The sequence below is a fragment of the Shewanella halotolerans genome, assembly GCF_019457535.1.
Lineage (GTDB): Bacteria > Pseudomonadota > Gammaproteobacteria > Enterobacterales > Shewanellaceae > Shewanella > Shewanella halotolerans.
This window is the reverse complement of sequence record NZ_CP080417.1, coordinates 4,519,563-4,538,432: the sequence shown is the minus strand read 5'-3', so window position 1 is coordinate 4,538,432 and position 18,870 is coordinate 4,519,563. Positions and strand designations below refer to the sequence as shown.

At 52.7% G+C, this 18,870-nt stretch carries 13 protein-coding genes, 1 tRNA gene and 3 rRNA genes; 13 read left to right on the top strand and 4 right to left on the bottom strand.

Annotated elements, in window-relative coordinates:
* Positions 1-14 precede the first annotated feature (14 nt).
* The 3 genes from K0H81_RS19635 to K0H81_RS19625 all read left to right on the top strand — a co-directional run bounded on the left by K0H81_RS19635 (position 15) and on the right by K0H81_RS19625 (position 2,696).
* The gene (locus K0H81_RS19635; protein ID WP_220059433.1) at positions 15-1,112 is read left to right on the top strand and encodes a LysM peptidoglycan-binding domain-containing protein; all 1,098 of its coding nucleotides are present in this window, start codon (positions 15-17) and stop codon (positions 1,110-1,112) included.
* A gap of 88 nt (positions 1,113-1,200) precedes the next feature.
* On the top strand, positions 1,201-2,220 hold the full coding sequence (gene dprA, locus K0H81_RS19630) for a DNA-processing protein DprA (protein WP_220059432.1): 1,020 nt from the start codon (positions 1,201-1,203) through the stop codon (positions 2,218-2,220).
* 2 nt (positions 2,221-2,222) lie between these two features.
* Entirely contained in the window at positions 2,223-2,696 is a 474-nt protein-coding gene (locus tag K0H81_RS19625; RefSeq protein WP_011867527.1) for a DUF494 family protein, read from the top strand.
* 57 nt (positions 2,697-2,753) lie between these two features.
* Here K0H81_RS19625 and K0H81_RS19620 read toward each other — a convergent pair whose 3' ends face one another.
* Positions 2,754-4,565 carry a collagenase gene (locus tag K0H81_RS19620; RefSeq protein WP_220059431.1) on the bottom strand — a complete coding sequence of 604 codons (1,812 nt, stop codon included), beginning with the start codon at positions 4,563-4,565 and terminating at the stop codon, positions 2,754-2,756.
* A gap of 136 nt (positions 4,566-4,701) precedes the next feature.
* Here K0H81_RS19620 and K0H81_RS19615 point away from each other — a divergent pair, with 136 nt between their 5' ends.
* The 3 genes from K0H81_RS19615 to hemF all read left to right on the top strand — a co-directional run bounded on the left by K0H81_RS19615 (position 4,702) and on the right by hemF (position 6,855).
* Positions 4,702-5,265: a DNA topoisomerase family protein gene (locus K0H81_RS19615; RefSeq protein ID WP_220059430.1), complete on the top strand. Its 564-nt coding sequence runs from the start codon at positions 4,702-4,704 to the stop codon at positions 5,263-5,265.
* A 102-nt stretch (positions 5,266-5,367) separates the two neighbouring features.
* On the top strand, positions 5,368-5,925 hold the full coding sequence (tsaC, locus tag K0H81_RS19610) for an L-threonylcarbamoyladenylate synthase type 1 TsaC (protein ID WP_220059429.1): 558 nt from the start codon (positions 5,368-5,370) through the stop codon (positions 5,923-5,925).
* A gap of 18 nt (positions 5,926-5,943) precedes the next feature.
* On the top strand, positions 5,944-6,855 hold the full coding sequence (hemF, locus tag K0H81_RS19605) for an oxygen-dependent coproporphyrinogen oxidase (protein WP_220059428.1): 912 nt from the start codon (positions 5,944-5,946) through the stop codon (positions 6,853-6,855).
* 56 nt (positions 6,856-6,911) lie between these two features.
* Here hemF and K0H81_RS19600 read toward each other — a convergent pair whose 3' ends face one another.
* Complete coding sequence (locus K0H81_RS19600) at positions 6,912-7,340, bottom strand: group II truncated hemoglobin (protein WP_220059427.1); 429 nt, start codon at positions 7,338-7,340, stop codon at positions 6,912-6,914.
* 177 nt (positions 7,341-7,517) lie between these two features.
* On the opposite strand from K0H81_RS19600, the gene aroE reads away from it, so the two are divergent.
* Positions 7,518-8,357, top strand: a complete 840-nt coding sequence (gene aroE / locus K0H81_RS19595; RefSeq protein ID WP_258406341.1) for a shikimate dehydrogenase — start codon at positions 7,518-7,520, stop codon at positions 8,355-8,357.
* Positions 8,358-8,395: 38 nt separating this feature from the next.
* Positions 8,396-8,668, top strand: a complete 273-nt coding sequence (locus K0H81_RS19590; RefSeq protein WP_220059426.1) for a DUF1488 family protein — start codon at positions 8,396-8,398, stop codon at positions 8,666-8,668.
* Between the two features lie 134 nt (positions 8,669-8,802).
* Here the strand turns inward: K0H81_RS19590 and K0H81_RS19585 are convergent, their stop codons facing one another.
* The gene (locus K0H81_RS19585; protein WP_220059425.1) at positions 8,803-9,360 is read right to left on the bottom strand and encodes a gamma carbonic anhydrase family protein; all 558 of its coding nucleotides are present in this window, start codon (positions 9,358-9,360) and stop codon (positions 8,803-8,805) included.
* Between the two features lie 532 nt (positions 9,361-9,892).
* On the opposite strand from K0H81_RS19585, the gene K0H81_RS19580 reads away from it, so the two are divergent.
* From K0H81_RS19580 to K0H81_RS19560, 5 genes are all read left to right on the top strand, one after another.
* Positions 9,893-11,437, top strand: a 16S ribosomal RNA gene (locus K0H81_RS19580).
* Between the two features lie 251 nt (positions 11,438-11,688).
* Positions 11,689-14,581: ribosomal RNA gene (locus K0H81_RS19575) — 23S ribosomal RNA — on the top strand.
* A 131-nt stretch (positions 14,582-14,712) separates the two neighbouring features.
* A 5S ribosomal RNA gene (gene rrf / locus K0H81_RS19570) occupies positions 14,713-14,828 on the top strand.
* Together the 16S, 23S and 5S rRNA genes with 1 tRNA gene alongside form the textbook arrangement of a ribosomal RNA operon.
* Positions 14,829-14,864: 36 nt before the next feature.
* Positions 14,865-14,941 (top strand) — tRNA-Asp (locus K0H81_RS19565).
* 392 nt (positions 14,942-15,333) lie between these two features.
* Positions 15,334-17,832, top strand: coding sequence for a putative bifunctional diguanylate cyclase/phosphodiesterase (locus tag K0H81_RS19560; RefSeq protein ID WP_434086872.1), 2,499 nt, complete (start codon positions 15,334-15,336; stop codon positions 17,830-17,832).
* Here K0H81_RS19560 and K0H81_RS19555 read toward each other — a convergent pair.
* Positions 17,821-18,810 carry an alpha/beta fold hydrolase gene (locus K0H81_RS19555; protein ID WP_258406340.1) on the bottom strand — a complete coding sequence of 330 codons (990 nt, stop codon included), beginning with the start codon at positions 18,808-18,810 and terminating at the stop codon, positions 17,821-17,823. The genes K0H81_RS19560 and K0H81_RS19555 overlap by 12 nt on opposite strands.
* Between the last annotated feature and the right edge of the window lie 60 nt (positions 18,811-18,870).

Here is an 18,870-nt window from a genome sequence, read left to right as displayed (position 1 = left end):
AAAGGGCAAACAGCATGGATACCCCCATGAAACGACTAATTTTACTCGGTTTAATGATTTTTAGTAGTTCGTTTGTTGTCGCGGATACCTTGACATTGAAGTCTGGCCATCCCGATTCGTATGTGGTGAAGAAAGGGGATACCCTTTGGGACATCTCAGCCCAATTTCTCAAGGACCCCTGGCGCTGGCCCAAGCTCTGGGGCGCCAACCCACAGATCGCCAACCCTCACCTTATCTATCCTGGAGACAGACTGACCCTGGTCTTTATCGACGGTGAACCCAGATTGGTGGTCAAGCCTCATATTCGTAAGAGCCCCGAAGGACGTGTTTTACCGAAAGGTGGTGCGATCCCCGCCGTGGATCTCAGCCTGATCCAGCCTTATCTGGTGCAAAACCGAGTTGTCGATGGCGAGTGGTTCGATGAGCAGCCTATGGTCATGGGGGGCGAAAGTGAGTCTAAGCACCATGTGACCGATGATGTTATCTATGTTCAAGGGGAGCTGACTCTTGGTGACAAGTTTGGTGTCTATGCCAAGGGACGTCAGTTTGAAGATGCCGAATCTGGCGATGATCTGGGGCTGGAGGTGATTCTGACCGCCAGCGGCCGCGTCATAGAGTCGGGCCCTGTGTCTAAGGTGCGTTTGCTGAGCAATATGCGCGAGACCAAGGCGGGTTATCGTGTGCTGCCTATCGAAGATGATTCGCTGATGTCAGCGTATTTCATGCCTAAGGCGGCGACAACGCCTGGCACAGTGCTCGCCTCTGAGAAAGATGTGCGCGCCATGGGTAAGCTAGATGTGGTCTATATCGACCGCGGTAGCCAAGACGGCGTCGAGCCTGGCCATGTGTTCTCCATCTTCCGCGACGGTGTCGAGGTGGTGATCGATGGCGACGGCAAGCCGGTACAACCTAAGGATCGCAGCACCTATGAGGAACTGCTGGCCAGTATCTCGTCAGATAATGCAGTAAAGATGCCGGATATCTATCGCGGTAAGCTGATGGTATTTAAGGTGTTCGACCGTGTCAGCATGGGGCTTATTCTGATCAACGAGAAGCCCGTGCGTGTCCATGACAAGTTGCTGCAACCGGATACCCTGTTAGCGAGCGAATAGTGCCATCGACGACAAGCTGGTCGACTGGCTAGTTGTTTCTGCAGTACCCGGGTTAGGACCGGCCCGGGTAAAACAATTATTAAACTACATGGATGTAGCAGAGCTCAGGCAAAGGCTGGAGCATGAACCCGATGCCTTACCCCTGCCTGAGCGCCTATTGACGGCTAAGCTGTCCCCCGATTTTTCTTTGGTCGAACAGGCGCTAGCTTGGCAAGACGCCGCGCCTCACCATCATATTCTCTGCCCCCAAGATACCCTCTACCCCAGCCTGCTACAGCAGATCAACGACCCGCCGCCGATTCTCTTTGCCAAAGGTGATCCTAACGCCTTGGTGCATCCCTGTATCGCCATGGTGGGTAGCCGCGCCGCGTCTCAGTCGGGATTAGCCGCTAGCTATCAACTGGCCCAGGAACTCGCCGCGGCCAAAATTGCGGTGACCAGTGGCATGGCGGCCGGCATCGATGGCGCGGCCCACCAGGGGGTATTAGATGGTGATGGTATAACCCTGGCCGTGTTGGGCACAGGCATAGAGGTCGTCTATCCCAAACGCCACAAACCCATCTACGAGAAGATCCAGCAGAGGGGCTGTGTACTCAGTGAGTTCTGGCCTCAGATGAAACCCTATGCGGGTAACTTTCCCAAGCGCAACCGCATCATCAGCGGGCTCTCGCTGGGCGTACTCGTGGTCGAGGCGGCACGAAAGAGTGGCTCGTTGATCACCGCGCGCCTCGCGTTGGAGCAGGGCCGCGAGGTGTTTGCCGTGCCGGGCAATATCCTGGCGGGGGATCATCAGGGTTGTCATGATTTGTTACGAGATGGTGCTAAATTGGTGGAGTGCGCCGCCGATATTATCGAAGAGGTTGCAGCTTTATCAAAATTTCACCTTGAAGAGTTGCATCGTCGTCACCATATAGGGGAGGAGTTAGCTTCTGATTTGCCATTTGCCTCACTGTTAGCTAGTGTAGGCTATGAGGCCACACCATTAGATGTGGTGGTCGAGCATAGTGGAAAAACGATAGAGCTAGTATTAGAGCAGTTGCTTGAACTTGAACTACAAGGTTGGGTTTCAGCTGTACCCGGTGGTTATATAAGACTTAAGAGGAGCTAGCCATGTTCGATATCCTCATGTATCTATTCGAAAACTATGTGCACAGTGAGGTCGAGTTACTGGTCGATGAAGACGAGTTGACCCAAGAACTGACACGCGCTGGTTTTCATCAGTCAGCGATTATCAAGGCCTTGTCCTGGTTGGAACACCTGGCATCGCTGCAAGAAAGTGATCAACCCTACCTATGTAATCATGATCAACACTCCTTCCGTATCTATACTCAGGCCGAGATGGAGAAGTTAGATGTCGAGTGTCGTGGTTTCCTGCTCTTCTTAGAACAGATCAAGGTGCTCAATGTCGAGCTGCGCGAAATGGTAATCGATCGCGTGATGGAGCTGGACGAGCCTGCGCTGATTCTGGAAGACCTTAAGTGGGTGATCCTCATGGTGTTGTTTAATGTGCCGGGCAACGAGTCCGCCTATGAGCAGATGGAGGATCTGATCTTCGAGCAACCCGATGGGCGGCTACATTCATAATTGACTCGATTCGGATTTAAAAGAAAGGAGGCCTGAGCCTCCTTTTTTAATGCTTGATTAAAAATGTTGATGGGCCCCATCTAACTTGAGATGGCTCGGCATCAGATAATCGCGATAGGCGTAACGATTAAGCTTGTTTATCTTGGGCGCCTTATCCGTGTCATACTCCTCAAATTGGGCAACCTGTTTGGTTAACCATGCCGAGAATGCTTCTTGTTGCGCTGAGAGTTCATCGAGCAGCTTCTCATATCCCTCAAAATAATCTGTCTTCAGGTAATGGCTGAGACGCACCAACTCCTCTGGGTGGTGCTCTGCCAAGAAGCGGATGGCCATGTAACTCCACTTATAGGTTCTATCCAGGCCATCCTTATATTCGGTGGCGAAGATGGTCTTGAGATCTGGCGCCTCATCGAGTTTAGCCTTGATGACCTTTAGGGTCGATGGATTGTCATTGCCCTTGGAGACGTACTCGGCAAGCCCTTCCGACCACCACACCAGCTTGCGCGGAAAATGGCCGAAGCCGCCATATTTCACGAAGCGGCCGTCGAGATAATGCACATATTCGTGATTCAGGTTCCAGATGGCAAACTCGGGCGCGATCCAAAACTGTCGATAGGCGAAGAAGCTGGCCTGATTATCGGGATTCGACGGCGTGCCTTCGATATACATGCCGCCGTTATCCGTGCCTATGTCGAACAGCAGTTGGCCGTAGGCGTTGTATTGGCTCCAATTCTTGAAGGCCACTACCTGCAGCGCGTCATTGTTATCGTTGGCGGTCGGCTGGTGCTGAGTCTCGAGTAGTCGATGAAAGTTGGCCTCCTGTGAGGTGAGCTTAGTGCAGCTGGTATTCAGCTCATCTGGGGTGAGATCTTGCGCCAGGATATACAGGCTATCTGAACATTGATGGCGTATGGGTAAGACTTGTGTCAGCTCGGGGATCTGACAGACACTGCTGCGGGTTTTGCAGGCCTCCAGGCCGGCGAAGGCGTTCACATGATAGCCCAAGGTATAGGTGGTCTTGGCGGCCTCGCCACGCTGGGCGACATCCAGCTCGGCGAGTCTTACCATGGCATCGTCCAGTGCCTGTTCTGCTGGGGTAAGTTTGCCCTCTTCGCCGCTGGGGAGTGCTAGGCGGTAGAGCCCCAGTGCCCAATAGGCATTGGCTCTTGGCCAGTCTTGCTGATCATGCAGGCTTAGTTTAGAGGCCGCAAAGTCGAGCAGAGGCTTATCCAGTTCGGCGGCGATCAACTGCTTATTGAGCGCGCCATCGGGCTGTTTGCGCGCGACATTCAGCAGCATGCCATAGGCTCTCAGTGTCTCCCAAAGAGCATAATCTGCTGCCTGACTAGGCGCTTGTTTTGCAACATGTTGTAGTTGCCGATTAAGTAGGGGGAGCAAGCTAGCAAGCTGCTCGGCGCGCTGGTTATTTACTTTGTCATCACTGCCATAGTAACGATACAGGGTTACCGCGAAGTGCTCCTGTAATCTGGGCGCCTGAGTGATCAACTGACTATTGCCAAGTCGGCTTAAGGCATCTGTCAGAGCGGTGTATTCGGTATCGGTCAGCTTATCCATGGGGCCGAAATAGCTAAAGGCCCTTAGGTAATAGAGCAGGGCGTCTAGGCTTGCCTCATCCTGGCTCTGCATGATGGCTTGTAGTGCCTTAGCCAAGCCGGCGGTATCGAGCAGGGGGTTGTCATGGCTGAAGAGCTGCTGTGACGGTAAGGTGCTTAGCTCATTGATAAAGGCCGAGTCTATCTGTCTAGGGGTTATCTTTTCTTGGGCTATCTGTCCTGGTGCAGTGACGCTGCAGCCCACCAAGAGGCTGGGGCCGACGAGCAAGAGGGCGCAGAGTGATTGGCGCAACATAGGGTCTCCTTGTTATTTTGCATACAATATATTTCAATCCAGCAAAGAAGACTAGCTATAATTAAGTGCACATTCGATTCCCAAGGCGCTGTAGAGCTTGGTAAAATAGCTAGAGTCACCGGCTGTCGAGAAAACCATGTCTAAGATAGATGATCAACTGTTTAGTTCACATGAGCATGCACTGGAGAAAGAGTATGAACTCTGCCCTAAGTGTGGTTGTGAGCTGTCGGTGAAAAACAGTAAACATGGTGGATTCATCGGCTGCAACAACTACCCCAGCTGTGACTACACCCGGCCTCTGGTGCATCATGAGTCGATCGAGACTCAGGTAATTGAAGGCTCAGAGTGCCCAGAATGCGGCGCCGAGCTGGCGGTAAAGTCGGGTCGTTTCGGTATTTTCATCGGCTGTACCCGCTATCCTGATTGTAAGCATATCGAGAAGCATGATCAGGAAGACCCCGCCGAGGCCGTCACTTGTCCCAGCTGTCATAAAGGGGTGATGGAGCATAGAACCAGCCGTTTCGGTAAAAGCTTCTACGCCTGTAGTGCCTATCCTAAGTGTAAGTTCTTGGTGAATTACCCGCCCGTGCAGGAAACCTGCCCCGATTGCGGCTTCGGTATCTTAGTCGAGCGCAAGGGCGCAGCCGGCATGCGCCTGGAATGTCCTCAAAAGAGTTGTAAGTATAAGCGTCCGCTATAGGGCCTGTTTATCCTTTGCCGCCATTGTTCGTATTAGCTTTGTCTGTATAATCTCGACCCATAGGGTCAAGTCGACCCGTTGAACACAGAAAGGTAAGGCGACATGTTACAGCAAGATCCCGCTGCCCTGGTTGAAACGGTACTGCAAGGAGGCGTCATAGCCTATCCGACCGAGGCCGTTTATGGGCTGGGTTGTGACCCCGACAACGATGAGGCGATTCAGAAGCTGCTGGATTTAAAGCAGCGTCCATGGCAGAAAGGTTTGATCTTGGTCGCCAGCGATTTCAATCAGTTAATGCCCTATATCGATAGTTCTGTCCTCACCGAGGCACAGCTGCAGTCGGCCTTCGACAAGTGGCCTGGCCCCTTTACCTTCATCATGCCGAAACGACCCGGGCTCTCTAGCCTCTTGAGTGGTCAGTTTGACTCCCTTGCCGTGCGCGTCTCTAATCATCCTGGCGTGCAGGCGCTATGTCAGGCGCTGGGTAAGCCCATCGTCTCGACCAGTGCCAATCTGACCGGGGAAGAGCCCGCCTTGACTCCAGAGGACGTTATACGCCAGTTTGATGGCAAGATAGATGGCCTGGTGGCCGGTAGCCTGGGCGCCGAGCCTAAACCATCGACCATCATAGATGTGATCAGCGGAAAGATTTTACGATAACCATAGCAAGGAATTTTTATGAAGCCTGATGCCACTCAAGTCAAAGCATTCTTACTCGACCTGCAACAAAGGATCTGTGAAGGCCTGGAACAACTCGATGGCGAGGCCAAGTTTGTCGCCGACTCCTGGGAGCGGGAAGAGGGCGGTGGCGGCACCAGCCGCGTATTGACTAAGGGCAAGGTGTTTGAGCAGGCCGGAGTAAACTTTTCCCACGTGACAGGTGCGGCCATGCCTGCATCGGCTACCGCCCACAGACCCGAGCTGGCCGGACGCAGCTTCGAAGCCATGGGCGTCTCCCTGGTGATCCATCCAAACAACCCCTATGTGCCGACGACCCACGCCAACGTGCGCTTCTTCATCGCCGAGAAAGAGGGGGCGGATCCCGTTTGGTGGTTTGGCGGCGGCTTCGATCTGACCCCTTACTATCCGTTCGAAGAAGATGTGGTGGCCTGGCATCAGAGCGCCAAGGCATTGTGTGAGCCCTTCGGTGAAGACGTTTACCCTAAATATAAGAAATGGTGCGACGAGTATTTCTTCCTGCCACATCGTAACGAGACCCGTGGTGTCGGCGGCCTCTTCTTCGACGATCTTAACGAGCCAGGGTTCGAAAACAGCTTCGCCTTCATGCAGGCGGTGGGCGAAGGCTTTTTGAAGGCCTACGCCCCTATCGTCGAGAAGCGTAAAGAGACGGCATACGGTGAGCGTGAGCGTGATTTCCAGCTCTATCGCCGCGGTCGCTACGTGGAATTTAACCTTGTGTATGACAGAGGCACACTATTTGGCCTGCAGACAGGTGGTCGTACCGAGTCTATCCTGATGTCTATGCCGCCGCTGGTGCGCTGGCAGTATGCCTATACTCCAGAGGCGGGCACCCCAGAGGCCAAGCTTTACAGCGATTTCCTCAAGCCGCGAGAGTGGTTAGAGGCATAAGGAATATCACAAAGGGCTCGAATGAGCCCTTTTTTAATCAGGACAATGGCAATACTTTATTGGTTGCGCATATGGTCGGCGAGCGTCGAGATCGCCTGGTAGATTGCTTCCCTGTGTTGCGGCTCTTTAATCTCTATCGCCAATGCCCGTTGCATGCAGAGTAGCCATTGATCACGCATCGTCTCGTCTATGCTAAAGGGCATGTGTCTTGCGCGCAGGGCTGGATGCCCATGACGTTGATGAAACAGCTGGGGGCCGCCCAGCCAGCCGCTGAGAAATTCAAACAGCTTCTGTTCCGACTCGGCAATGGGGGATCTATGCATGGCCAGCAAGGCCTGGGTATCTGGGCTGGTCTGCATCTGATGGTAAAACTGCTTGGCAAGCGCGCGGATCACCTTCTCTCCACCAATTTTGTCATAGGCGTTCGATTGCTGAGGATCGCGCTCGGCCGAAGGCCTAGCCATCATCTTTTTTAACCACTTCATCTGACTCTCTCGCGGGCTCTGTTTTACTGGGTCTTGGTATCAAGCGGCACACTAGCCGATTCTCCGGTCGCAATCAATCCAAGTTTCCCCTGAAGAGATTGCATGCTTGCGCCCTTTGCTTCACCGAAAAAGCTCAGTAGACTGAGCGTAATCGAATCAAACAGAGACAATTTCCCCATGACGCAGCAGGTGCAAGACAGATACGCCGTATTTGGTCATCCCATAGGGCATAGCAAATCCCCGGCTATTCATCAGGCGTTCGCCAAGTCGACGGGCGAGTCGCTGCAATATGAAGCCATCTTGGCGCCCCTCGATGGTTTCGCCGAATCTCTGCAAGCTTTCTTCGAACATGGTGGCAAGGGGGCCAACGTGACCCTGCCGTTCAAAGAGCAGGCCTACGCCTTGTGTGATTGCCTGGGTGATGAGGCCAAGCTCGCCGGCGCCGTGAACACCCTCACTCGCCTGGCGGATGGCCGCATCAAGGGCGACAATACCGATGGCTTGGGGCTGGTGGCGGATCTCGAGCGTCACATAGGATCCTTAAGCGGTAAAAATGTCTTGCTTATCGGCGCAGGTGGCGCGGCGCGCGGCGTCATATTGCCGCTGCTGAATGCCGGTATCGACTCTTTGACAATACATAACCGTACCCATAGCAAGGCGGAGCAACTGGCCGATGCATTTAAGGCCTATGGCCAGGTGAAGGCCAGTACCTTGGATGAACTGACACATAGCTTCGATATAGTGATCAACTCAACCTCAGCCAGTTTGAGTGGCGAGCTGCCGAATCTGCCCAAGGCGATTATCGCCGCCCATAGCGTCTGCTACGATATGATGTATGGTCGGGATCTCACCGCCTTTAATCGCTGGGCCTTAGACTTGGGGGCGGACGAGGTGATCGATGGCCTCGGCATGCTGGTGGGCCAGGCTGCCAAGAGCTTCGCCATATGGCGCGGTGTCGAGCCCGCTGTCGAGCCCGTATTAGCGACGCTGCGTAGTGAGCTCGCGGCGCAGGTGTGATAAGCACTCATATCGATTGGCAACAGGAGTAATGGGCCATGAATCAAAGCATCATATTTACCGAGCAACTGACCTGGGACGCCCAGCTAAGGGCTATTCATTTTACGGCGCAGCAGCAAGGGATGGTGATCGATTGCTACATAGGGCAGAAGGTGCTTGAGCATCTTGCGGCAGAGAAGATTAACAACAGCGAACAGGCACTGTCGCTGTTTGAGCAGTTTCGTTTCGATATCGAGGAGCAGGCGGAAAAGATGATCGAGCAGGAGGCGTTCGACGTCCAGGGTCATATCCAGGTGGAACGCGTCGATTAATTTGCGCTGCTATCTTTCGCCACTGACTACTTCTAGTCGTCATAAAGGCGCCGAGATATCGACGCCTTCTAAATCTAGGCCTTTTAAGGTTTAGCTAGTTAAGGCCTAGCTAGGCCCAGTTAGCCGATAAAAGCCTAGGTCGGTAAATCCTGTAACGCTTCTTCAATGTATTCATTCTTCAGGCGGACATAGTTGTCGGCCGACTCGGGTAGGAACTTTATCTCTGCCTCTGTCAGCGCTCTCACTTTCTTGGCTGGGCTGCCTACATAGAGGTGGCCACTCTCCAGTGTCTTACCGGGGGGCACCAAAGAGCCTGCACCTAATATCACGTCATCTTCTATTACCGCGCCGTCCAGTATGATAGCGCCCATGCCGATAAGGATACGATTACCTATTTGGCAGCCATGCAACATCGCCTTATGGCCTATGGTGACATCGTCGCCGATAAGCAGTGGATGTCCCTCGGGGCGGCTGGCCGACTTACGGGTCACATGTAGTACTGTGCCATCCTGCACGTTTGAACGTTTACCTATGCGGATATGATTCACATCGCCTCGGGCCGCCACCATGGGCCAGACGCTGGCATCTGTGTCTAATGCAATATCGCCGACGAGCACACAGGCTTCATCAATATACACACTGGCATCAAATTGTGGGCTAACGCCCTTATAGGCACGGATAGATTTTGTCATGGCTAGGTCCTTAAAACGGCCAAATGAGTGAGGGTCACCCAGTATAATGGGGAAAAAGTAGCTAGTCAGGCTAAAAAGCATGCAAACAATGCAAAAGTAGCACTTTTCTTTAAAAAAGCCCTTGCGTAAAAGTTTCTGCTCCCTATAATGCGCTCCCACTGACACGGCAAACGGCGCTGCTTAGCGACGGTAACAGCCTTCAGATGGTTCGAGTGAAAAGTTGAAAAACTTCTTAAAAATCACTTGACGCCAACATCGGGAAGTGTAGAATACGCATCCCTAAGCCAACGGCCAGGCGCCAGCGGCGGCATCGAAAATAATGATGCAATGCTCTTTAACAAGATAAAACAAGAAATCTGTGTGGACACTCACAGGTATTGAGTTAATCGAAAACGATTTAAATCTCAATGCAACGATGAGTGTTCATAGTAATATGTACAAACATCCTTAGATTCTTCCGAGTCTAAGTGATGAATCAGAATTCATTGAGTCGATTCTTTACTCTTTATTGAGTGAGAGTCAAAAAAACTTTTAATTGAAGAGTTTGATCATGGCTCAGATTGAACGCTGGCGGCAGGCCTAACACATGCAAGTCGAGCGGTAACATTTCAAAAGCTTGCTTTTGAAGATGACGAGCGGCGGACGGGTGAGTAATGCCTAGGGAACTGCCCAGTCGAGGGGGATAACAGTTGGAAACGACTGCTAATACCGCATACGCCCTACGGGGGAAAAGAGGGGCTCTTCGGACCTTCTGCGATTGGATGTACCTAGGTGGGATTAGCTAGTAGGTGAGGTAATGGCTCACCTAGGCGACGATCCCTAGCTGTTCTGAGAGGATGATCAGCCACACTGGGACTGAGACACGGCCCAGACTCCTACGGGAGGCAGCAGTGGGGAATATTGCACAATGGGCGCAAGCCTGATGCAGCCATGCCGCGTGTGTGAAGAAGGCCTTCGGGTTGTAAAGCACTTTCAGCGAGGAGGAAAGGTTAACGGTTAATACCCGTTAGCTGTGACGTTACTCGCAGAAGAAGCACCGGCTAACTTCGTGCCAGCAGCCGCGGTAATACGAGGGGTGCAAGCGTTAATCGGAATTACTGGGCGTAAAGCGTACGCAGGCGGTTGATTAAGCGAGATGTGAAAGCCCCGGGCTTAACCTGGGAACTGCATTTCGAACTGGTCAACTAGAGTCTTGTAGAGGGGGGTAGAATTTCAGGTGTAGCGGTGAAATGCGTAGAGATCTGAAGGAATACCGGTGGCGAAGGCGGCCCCCTGGACAAAGACTGACGCTCAGGTACGAAAGCGTGGGGAGCAAACAGGATTAGATACCCTGGTAGTCCACGCCGTAAACGATGTCTACTCGGAATTTGGTGTCTTGAACACTGGGTTCTCAAGCTAACGCATTAAGTAGACCGCCTGGGGAGTACGGCCGCAAGGTTAAAACTCAAATGAATTGACGGGGGCCCGCACAAGCGGTGGAGCATGTGGTTTAATTCGATGCAACGCGAAGAACCTTACCTACTCTTGACATCCAGAGAACTTTCCAGAGATGGATTGGTGCCTTCGGGAACTCTGAGACAGGTGCTGCATGGCTGTCGTCAGCTCGTGTTGTGAAATGTTGGGTTAAGTCCCGCAACGAGCGCAACCCTTATCCTTACTTGCCAGCGGGTAATGCCGGGAACTTTAGGGAGACTGCCGGTGATAAACCGGAGGAAGGTGGGGACGACGTCAAGTCATCATGGCCCTTACGAGTAGGGCTACACACGTGCTACAATGGTCGGTACAGAGGGTTGCGAAGCCGCGAGGTGGAGCTAATCTCACAAAGCCGGTCGTAGTCCGGATTGGAGTCTGCAACTCGACTCCATGAAGTCGGAATCGCTAGTAATCGTGGATCAGAATGCCACGGTGAATACGTTCCCGGGCCTTGTACACACCGCCCGTCACACCATGGGAGTGGGCTGCACCAGAAGTAGATAGCTTAACCTTCGGGAGGGCGTTTACCACGGTGTGGTTCATGACTGGGGTGAAGTCGTAACAAGGTAGCCCTAGGGGAACCTGGGGCTGGATCACCTCCTTACCTATACGATTGACTGATATTTGTTGAGTGTTCACACAGATAACTTGTTCTTGTTAGAACGAGTGGCACGTCCGTGCGGCGATGCTTGTTCTTTAAAAATTTGGAAAGCTGATAGTAATAACCGAAAGGTTATTGCGAAAAATAATTGAGTTCTCAAAACACACTTTAATCAAGTGACTTGAGTATTCTTTTGGCGAAAGTAGAAACCGTTAGTTGCGATGCGACTCAGATGAAACTCATTTGGGTTGTATGGTTAAGTGACTAAGCGTATACGGTGGATGCCTTGGCAGTCAGAGGCGATGAAGGACGTAGTAACTTGCGAAAAGCGTTGGCGAGCTAGTAACAAGCATTTGAGCTAACGATGTCCGAATGGGGAAACCCGGCACCATAAGGTGTCATCATTAAGTGAATACATAGCTTAATGAGGCGAACGAGGGGAACTGAAACATCTAAGTACCCTTAGGAAAAGAAATCAACCGAGATTCCCCTAGTAGCGGCGAGCGAACGGGGATTAGCCCTTAAGCCTAGAGGGTGTTAGTGGAATGTGTTGGAAAGCACAGCGATACAGGGTGATAGCCCCGTACATGAAAACTAACTTTAGGTGAAAACGAGTAGGACGGGACACGTGATATCTTGTTCGAATATGGGGGGACCATCCTCCAAGGCTAAATACTCCTGACTGACCGATAGTGAACCAGTACCGTGAGGGAAAGGCGAAAAGAACCCCTGTGAGGGGAGTGAAATAGAACCTGAAACCGTATACGTACAAGCAGTGGGAGCGGTTCTTGAGACCGTGACTGCGTACCTTTTGTATAATGGGTCAGCGACTTACATTTTGTAGCGAGGTTAAGCGAATAGCGGAGCCGTAGGGAAACCGAGTGTTAACTGCGCGTTTAGTTGCAAGGTGTAGACCCGAAACCCGGTGATCTAGCCATGGGCAGGTTGAAGGTTGAGTAACATCAACTGGAGGACCGAACACACGTATGTTGAAAAATGCGGTGATGACTTGTGGCTGGGGGTGAAAGGCCAATCAAACCGGGAGATATCTGGTTCTCCTCGAAAGCTATTTAGGTAGCGCCTCGAGCGAATACCATTGGGGGTAGAGCACTGTTAAGGCTAGGGGGTCATCCCGACTTACCAACCCTTTGCAAACTCCGAATACCAATGAGTACTACTCGGGAGACACACGGCGGGTGCTAACGTCCGTCGTGAAAAGGGAAACAACCCAGACCATCAGCTAAGGTCCCAAAGTTATTGCTAAGTGGGAAACGATGTGGGAAGGCTTAGACAGCTAGGATGTTGGCTTAGAAGCAGCCATCATTTAAAGAAAGCGTAATAGCTCACTAGTCGAGTCGGCCTGCGCGGAAGATATAACGGGGCTAAGCAATACACCGAAGCTATGGGTACTAGCGCTTGCGCTAGTGCGGTAGAGGAGCGTTCTGTAAGCCGTTGAAGGTGAAGGGGTAACCCACGCTGGAGGTATCAGAAGTGCGAATGCTGACATGAGTAACGATAAAGGGGGTGAAAAACCTCCTCGCCGAAAGACCAAGGGTTCCTGTCCAACGTTAATCGGGGCAGGGTGAGTCGACCCCTAAGGCGAGGCCGAAAGGCGTAGTCGATGGGAAACGGGTTAATATTCCCGTACTTCTGCTAACTGCGATGGAGAGACGGAGAAGGCTAGGCTAGCGCGGCGTTGGTTGTCCGCGTTTAAGGCTGTAGGTAGGGTACTTAGGCAAATCCGGGTACCTAATACTGAGAGTTGATGACGAGTCACTACGGTGATGAAGTAGTTGATGCCATGCTTCCAGGAAAATCTTCTAAGCTTCAGGTTAGTAGGAATCGTACCCCAAACCGACACAGGTGGTCGGGTAGAGAATACCAAGGCGCTTGAGAGAACTCGGCTGAAGGAACTAGGCAAAATGGTACCGTAACTTCGGGAGAAGGTACGCTCCTGTTGGTGATGAGACTTGCTCTCTAAGCTGACGGGAGTCGCAGATACCAGGTGGCTGCAACTGTTTATCAAAAACACAGCACTGTGCAAACTCGCAAGAGGAAGTATACGGTGTGACGCCTGCCCGGTGCCGGAAGGTTAATTGATTGGGTTATCTTCGGAGAAGCTCATGATCGAAGCCCCGGTAAACGGCGGCCGTAACTATAACGGTCCTAAGGTAGCGAAATTCCTTGTCGGGTAAGTTCCGACCTGCACGAATGGCGTAATGATGGCCACGCTGTCTCCAGCCGAGACTCAGTGAAGTTGAAATTGCGGTGAAGATGCCGTATACCCGCGGCTAGACGGAAAGACCCCGTGAACCTTTACTATAGCTTGGCACTGAACATTGACCCTACATGTGTAGGATAGGTGGGAGACTTTGAAGCGGGAACGCCAGTTCTCGTGGAGTCATCCTTGAAATACCACCCTTGTAGTGTTGATGTTCTAACTCTGGCCCCTGAATCGGGGTTGAGGACAGTGCCTGGTGGGTAGTTTGACTGGGGCGGTCTCCTCCCAAAGAGTAACGGAGGAGCACGAAGGTTGGCTAAGTACGGTCGGACATCGTACGGTTAGTGCAATGGCATAAGCCAGCTTAACTGCGAGACATACACGTCGAGCAGGTGCGAAAGCAGGTCATAGTGATCCGGTGGTTCTGAATGGAAGGGCCATCGCTCAACGGATAAAAGGTACTCCGGGGATAACAGGCTGATACCGCCCAAGAGTTCATATCGACGGCGGTGTTTGGCACCTCGATGTCGGCTCATCACATCCTGGGGCTGAAGTCGGTCCCAAGGGTATGGCTGTTCGCCATTTAAAGTGGTACGCGAGCTGGGTTCAGAACGTCGTGAGACAGTTCGGTCCCTATCTGCCGTGGGCGTTGGATGATTGAAGGGAGCTGCTCCTAGTACGAGAGGACCGGAGTGGACGAACCGCTGGTGTTCGGGTTGTCATGCCAATGGCATTGCCCGGTAGCTACGTTCGGAATCGATAACCGCTGAAAGCATCTAAGCGGGAAGCGAGCCCTAAGATGAGTCATCCCTAGACCTTTAAGGTCTCTAAAGAGCCGTCCGAGACTAGGACGTTGATAGGCAGGGTGTGTAAGCGTTGTGAGGCGTTGAGCTAACCTGTACTAATGACTCGTGAGGCTTAACCATACAACCCAAAAGGGTTTTACTGCAGAGTAAGTAATGGTTACTAAATCAAAAGAATACAAAGTACTTGATTGAAGTGCGAACTCGAATTAGCTCTTGAATAAAGAGTACAGCTTTCCGAATTTCCAAATTTGTCTGGAAACCATAGCATTGTGGTCCCACCTGATCCCATCCCGAACTCAGAAGTGAAACGCAATCGCGCCGATGGTAGTGTGGGGTCTCCCCATGTGAGAGTAGGTCATTTCCAGGCGCCTAATTTAGTATCCCGCGTAAGCGTGTTACTAAAGGAGCGGTAGTTCAGTTGGTTAGAATACCGGCCTGTCACGCCGGGGGTCGCGGGTTCGAGTCCCGTCCGCTCCGCCAACATTAAGAGAAAGGCCTTATCGAAAGATAAGGCCTTTTTTCTATGAAAAAAATAAGTTGGGACAGAGCGGTCACTCTCGACCATCCATAGTCTCGGCGACATTTGAATATCCCTATTCTTCGTAGTTTAGTTGGTTAGACTCTTAATAAACAGGAAGCGGCCTGTCACGCGTGTCGAAGGCACACGGGCCGGAATGCCGGACCATCGGTCCCGTCCTCCCCAGCTCGTTTCACTAGCTTAAGCCGTCCTAGCTTATCTCTATATGCTTATAGCTAAATGCAATAATGTTTAGTCACTAAGTAACTTAAATGTGGCATAATCGGCACAAACACACGCAATTGATCCTGTATTGATAAGATGTGTTACGTCTGACGACCCTTTTTTAGGTGCAGTGGCTTTGCTGAAATTTTTCTCTCGTCCCTCGCTCATTCTCTTCGCACCTCTGGTGTGTGTCTTGCTGTTCGCGTTTTTTATTACCAGTAGCTACTTTGTCGAGCGCCAGCAGCGCCGAGACTATGTGTCCTCCTCTCAGGTGGAGTCTCTGTCTCAGGGATTGATGCGAATGAATCACCTGGTGGCGATGGCGGCTAAGGCGCAAGACTTCACGAGGGTAGAGGAGGAGCTAGCCTTGCTCGGCAGCGATATTCGCCTATCCGTTTATACGCTTATCGATCGCAGGGGTAACATACGCTTTGCCAATCATGGGGTATGGCGCGACAGCTCGGCGCAGTTAGTGATCGATGGTTATGAGAGTCAGGCCCACAAAGACAGCGTCGCCGAGGGTAGCTCTCGTATCTACTTCAATGATAAGCGTCAGTCGATACAGGCCTATTATCCTATCACCCCACAGCTCTCCTCTCTTTCGGTCGAACGTCCCGAACTCATCTATCTTGAGTATGATATGGCGCCCATGCTGGCCGCTAGCGATGAAACCGTGCTAGTAGGCCTGATGCGAACGGGCGCGATTGCCCTGGCGACCACCCTAGTCTTGCTCGGCCTGTTTTACTATTTCGTATTGTCGCCGATTCGCTACCTGAGTCGACAGGCGGCGACCCTGGGTCAGCGTGAAGCTGATTCCAGACAAAAGACAATTGAATCCCCCTTCATCGAACTGCATAGCCTGGAGCAGAATCTTAGGCGCTTTAAGGATAGGTTCCAGCAGGGGGCGAAACAGCTTAAGGATAGCGAGCAGAGATGGCTGTTTGCCGTTGAGGTCTCGCGTTACGGCATCTGGGATTGGAACCTGGAGGACAATAGCGTATTTCTCTCCGACCGCTGGAAGGATATGTTGGGCTATGGGCCTGAAGACTTAGTGCCCGAGCTGGCAACCTGGGAGAGCCGGTTACACCCTGAGGACAAAGAGGGGATACTCAAAAACCTTAACGCCTACCTCAATGGGGAAACCGAGGAGTTTGAGAGTGTGCATCGACTGCGTCATCAGCAGGGGCATTACATCTGGGTGCTCGACAGGGGGATGACGGTTGAGTGGAACGAGAAGGGGAAGCCGCTACGCATGATAGGCACGCTGTCCGATGTGACAGAGGATATTCGTAACCAGAAGGCGGCGATGCATCAGGCCAAGCACGACCCGCTCACGGATCTTGCCAATCGCCGCGCCTTGATGGACGCCCTGTATCAGCAGCAGGACGAGTCGGGAAGCTGCGCGGCCTTGTTTATGCTGGACCTGGATAACTTTAAGGTCGTCAACGATGCCCTCGGGCATCATGGTGGCGACAGGCTGCTGATCCAGATCGCTGCCAGGTTATCCAGCTACTTCTCCTCTAACTCGCTGATCGCCCGTGTGGCCGCCGATGAGTTTGTGGTTCTAGTGAAGAAGCTACCGGAGGATCTCCTCGGCGCGCAGCGTCGTGCTCAAGCCCTGGCGAGTCAGATGCGTCAGCTGATTGCCCGCAGCTTCCATATCAGCGGTCATACCTTTAATCTCTCCGCCAGTGTGGGGATCGCCATTATCGATCCAAGCGAGGCTATCCCACCGGAGCAGCAGTTAAAAAGGGTCAATATGGCGCTGGCTCAGGCGAAGGAGAGTGGACGCGATGCCTGTGTGGTCTACAGCAGCGAGATGGATAAGCGCGCCGCACAAAATCTGATGATTCGCACCGAGCTGGTGCATGCCGTCGCACGTCATCAGTTATCTCTCTTCTACCAGCCGCTGTTAAATGCCAAGGGCGAGATTGCCTCGGTCGAGGCCTTGCTGCGCTGGCACCATCCACAGCATGGGGCTATCTCACCGGCCGACTTTATTCCAGTGGCCGAGGGCAGCGCCCTGATCGTCGAACTGGGTGAGTGGGTGTTGCTGGAGGCTTGCCGTTTCATTCGTGGGTTACAGGAACAAGGTATTCGCCCACCTATGGTTTCGATCAATGTCAGCGCGCGTCAGTTCCACCAGGATGAGTTTGCTCCTAAGCTGCTGGCCATGCTAAAGGATCAAGGGATCAGCCCTGCCCATATCGAACTCGAGCTTACCGAGCATGTGCTATTGACTGACCTGCAGCAGGTGCGCCAGACCATGACGCAATTGAGAGAGGCAGGGGTCAGCATCGCCGTGGATGACTTTGGTACGGGGTACAGCTCTCTAAGCTATCTGCAGGAGTTGCCGCTGAATCGCCTCAAGCTAGATGCCAGCTTTATCAGAGACATGGGTAATGGCGAGGCATCAGCCTCTATCGTCAAGGCCATGATCGATATGTCCCACAGCCTGAATCTCGAGTTTGTCGCCGAGGGCGTGGAGATCCAGTCCCAGTTCGAGCAGCTCAAGGCCTATCGTTGCGACTTATACCAAGGTTATCTATTCCACCGTCCTATGCCGGGCGAAGAGCTGGCTCGCCTGCTGGTAAGGCTTGGAGACAGGCCGCTGCTATCAAGCGTGTAGGCTGAGAAAGTCTGCAAGTTGTCCCAGCGCCTGGTTTCGGGCGCTATCCCTTTCGATGAAGAGCTCATGCCGGGCATGGGCGACCTTAAACAGGTGGCAATGCTCTCCCCTGGCAGCATCTTGCGCGCGATTGTCGACGATGGAGTCTTCCTCTGCCTGTAAGATCAAGATAGGCGTCTGTGTGTGTTTCGCGGCTTCTACTGCTTGCTCGCAGGCATCGAGGGACTCGGTTAGCCAACGGTTGGTGGGGGAGCCCAGCTGCAGCTGCGGGTAGGTCTCATACAGCCGACGATAGTCTTGATAGCGCTTAGCGCTATGGGTGAGTTCGTTCTGCTCGAAGGGGATGGGCTGATAGTTCTTGCCCCCTAAGACGTAGTTGGGCTTGCTGCTGGAGCCATTGTCCAGGTGTCCGGCCAACCAACGCACGAATGGCTTAGGCATAGGCAGGCAGATGCCATACATGGGCGCCGATAACACGGCCGCATCGAACACCTTGGGTGCCTGCTGTAGATACAGGGTCGCTATGGTGCCGCCCATGGAGTGCCCCACCAGAAACAGCCTGTCATGTTGCTTGGGGATGACTAGGGTATCGACGAAGAGGACAAGGTCATCTACATAGTCGGTAAATTTCTCTATGTGTCCCTGGTGCGGATTGTCGGTTAGCCTGTCTGAAAGCCCCTGTCCTCTGTGATCCAGGGCATAGACGCTATATCCCAGCTGATAGAGATCGAAGATCAGCTCTTGATACTTAAGATAGGCCTCGACGCGACCGCTACTGATCACTATCGCCTGATTCGACTCGGGGTGAGCGGCCACGCAGTAGGCCAGCTTGAGTCCATCGCCTGTCGTCAGATAGCCCTGCTCGACACCCTGCCAGAAAGCATTTAGCTGCTGACGATTGTCAGTTAGCTCGCTGGAAAAAGCCGGCAGTGAGGTGGCGATAGTGTCAATGCTTTTAGAGACTGGGGCTGTGGACATGGGCTATTTGAATTAGGGACAAGATGTCTGAGTGTAACACGATATCTTATGGTGATTAAT

Bases quoted from the DNA above. Each gene is read 5' to 3' on its own strand.
- K0H81_RS19635 (WP_220059433.1), top strand. From the start codon at position 15: ATGGATACCCCCATGAAACGACTAATTTTACTCGGTTTAATGATTTTT.
- dprA (WP_220059432.1), top strand. From the start codon at position 1,201: ATGGATGTAGCAGAGCTCAGGCAAAGGCTGGAGCATGAACCCGATGCC.
- K0H81_RS19625 (WP_011867527.1), top strand. From the start codon at position 2,223: ATGTTCGATATCCTCATGTATCTATTCGAAAACTATGTGCACAGTGAG.
- K0H81_RS19620 (WP_220059431.1), bottom strand. From the start codon at position 4,565: ATGTTGCGCCAATCACTCTGCGCCCTCTTGCTCGTCGGCCCCAGCCTC.
- K0H81_RS19615 (WP_220059430.1), top strand. From the start codon at position 4,702: ATGTCTAAGATAGATGATCAACTGTTTAGTTCACATGAGCATGCACTG.
- tsaC (WP_220059429.1), top strand. From the start codon at position 5,368: ATGTTACAGCAAGATCCCGCTGCCCTGGTTGAAACGGTACTGCAAGGA.
- hemF (WP_220059428.1), top strand. From the start codon at position 5,944: ATGAAGCCTGATGCCACTCAAGTCAAAGCATTCTTACTCGACCTGCAA.
- K0H81_RS19600 (WP_220059427.1), bottom strand. From the start codon at position 7,340: ATGAAGTGGTTAAAAAAGATGATGGCTAGGCCTTCGGCCGAGCGCGAT.
- aroE (WP_258406341.1), top strand. From the start codon at position 7,518: ATGACGCAGCAGGTGCAAGACAGATACGCCGTATTTGGTCATCCCATA.
- K0H81_RS19590 (WP_220059426.1), top strand. From the start codon at position 8,396: ATGAATCAAAGCATCATATTTACCGAGCAACTGACCTGGGACGCCCAG.
- K0H81_RS19585 (WP_220059425.1), bottom strand. From the start codon at position 9,360: ATGACAAAATCTATCCGTGCCTATAAGGGCGTTAGCCCACAATTTGAT.
- K0H81_RS19555 (WP_258406340.1), bottom strand. From the start codon at position 18,810: ATGTCCACAGCCCCAGTCTCTAAAAGCATTGACACTATCGCCACCTCA.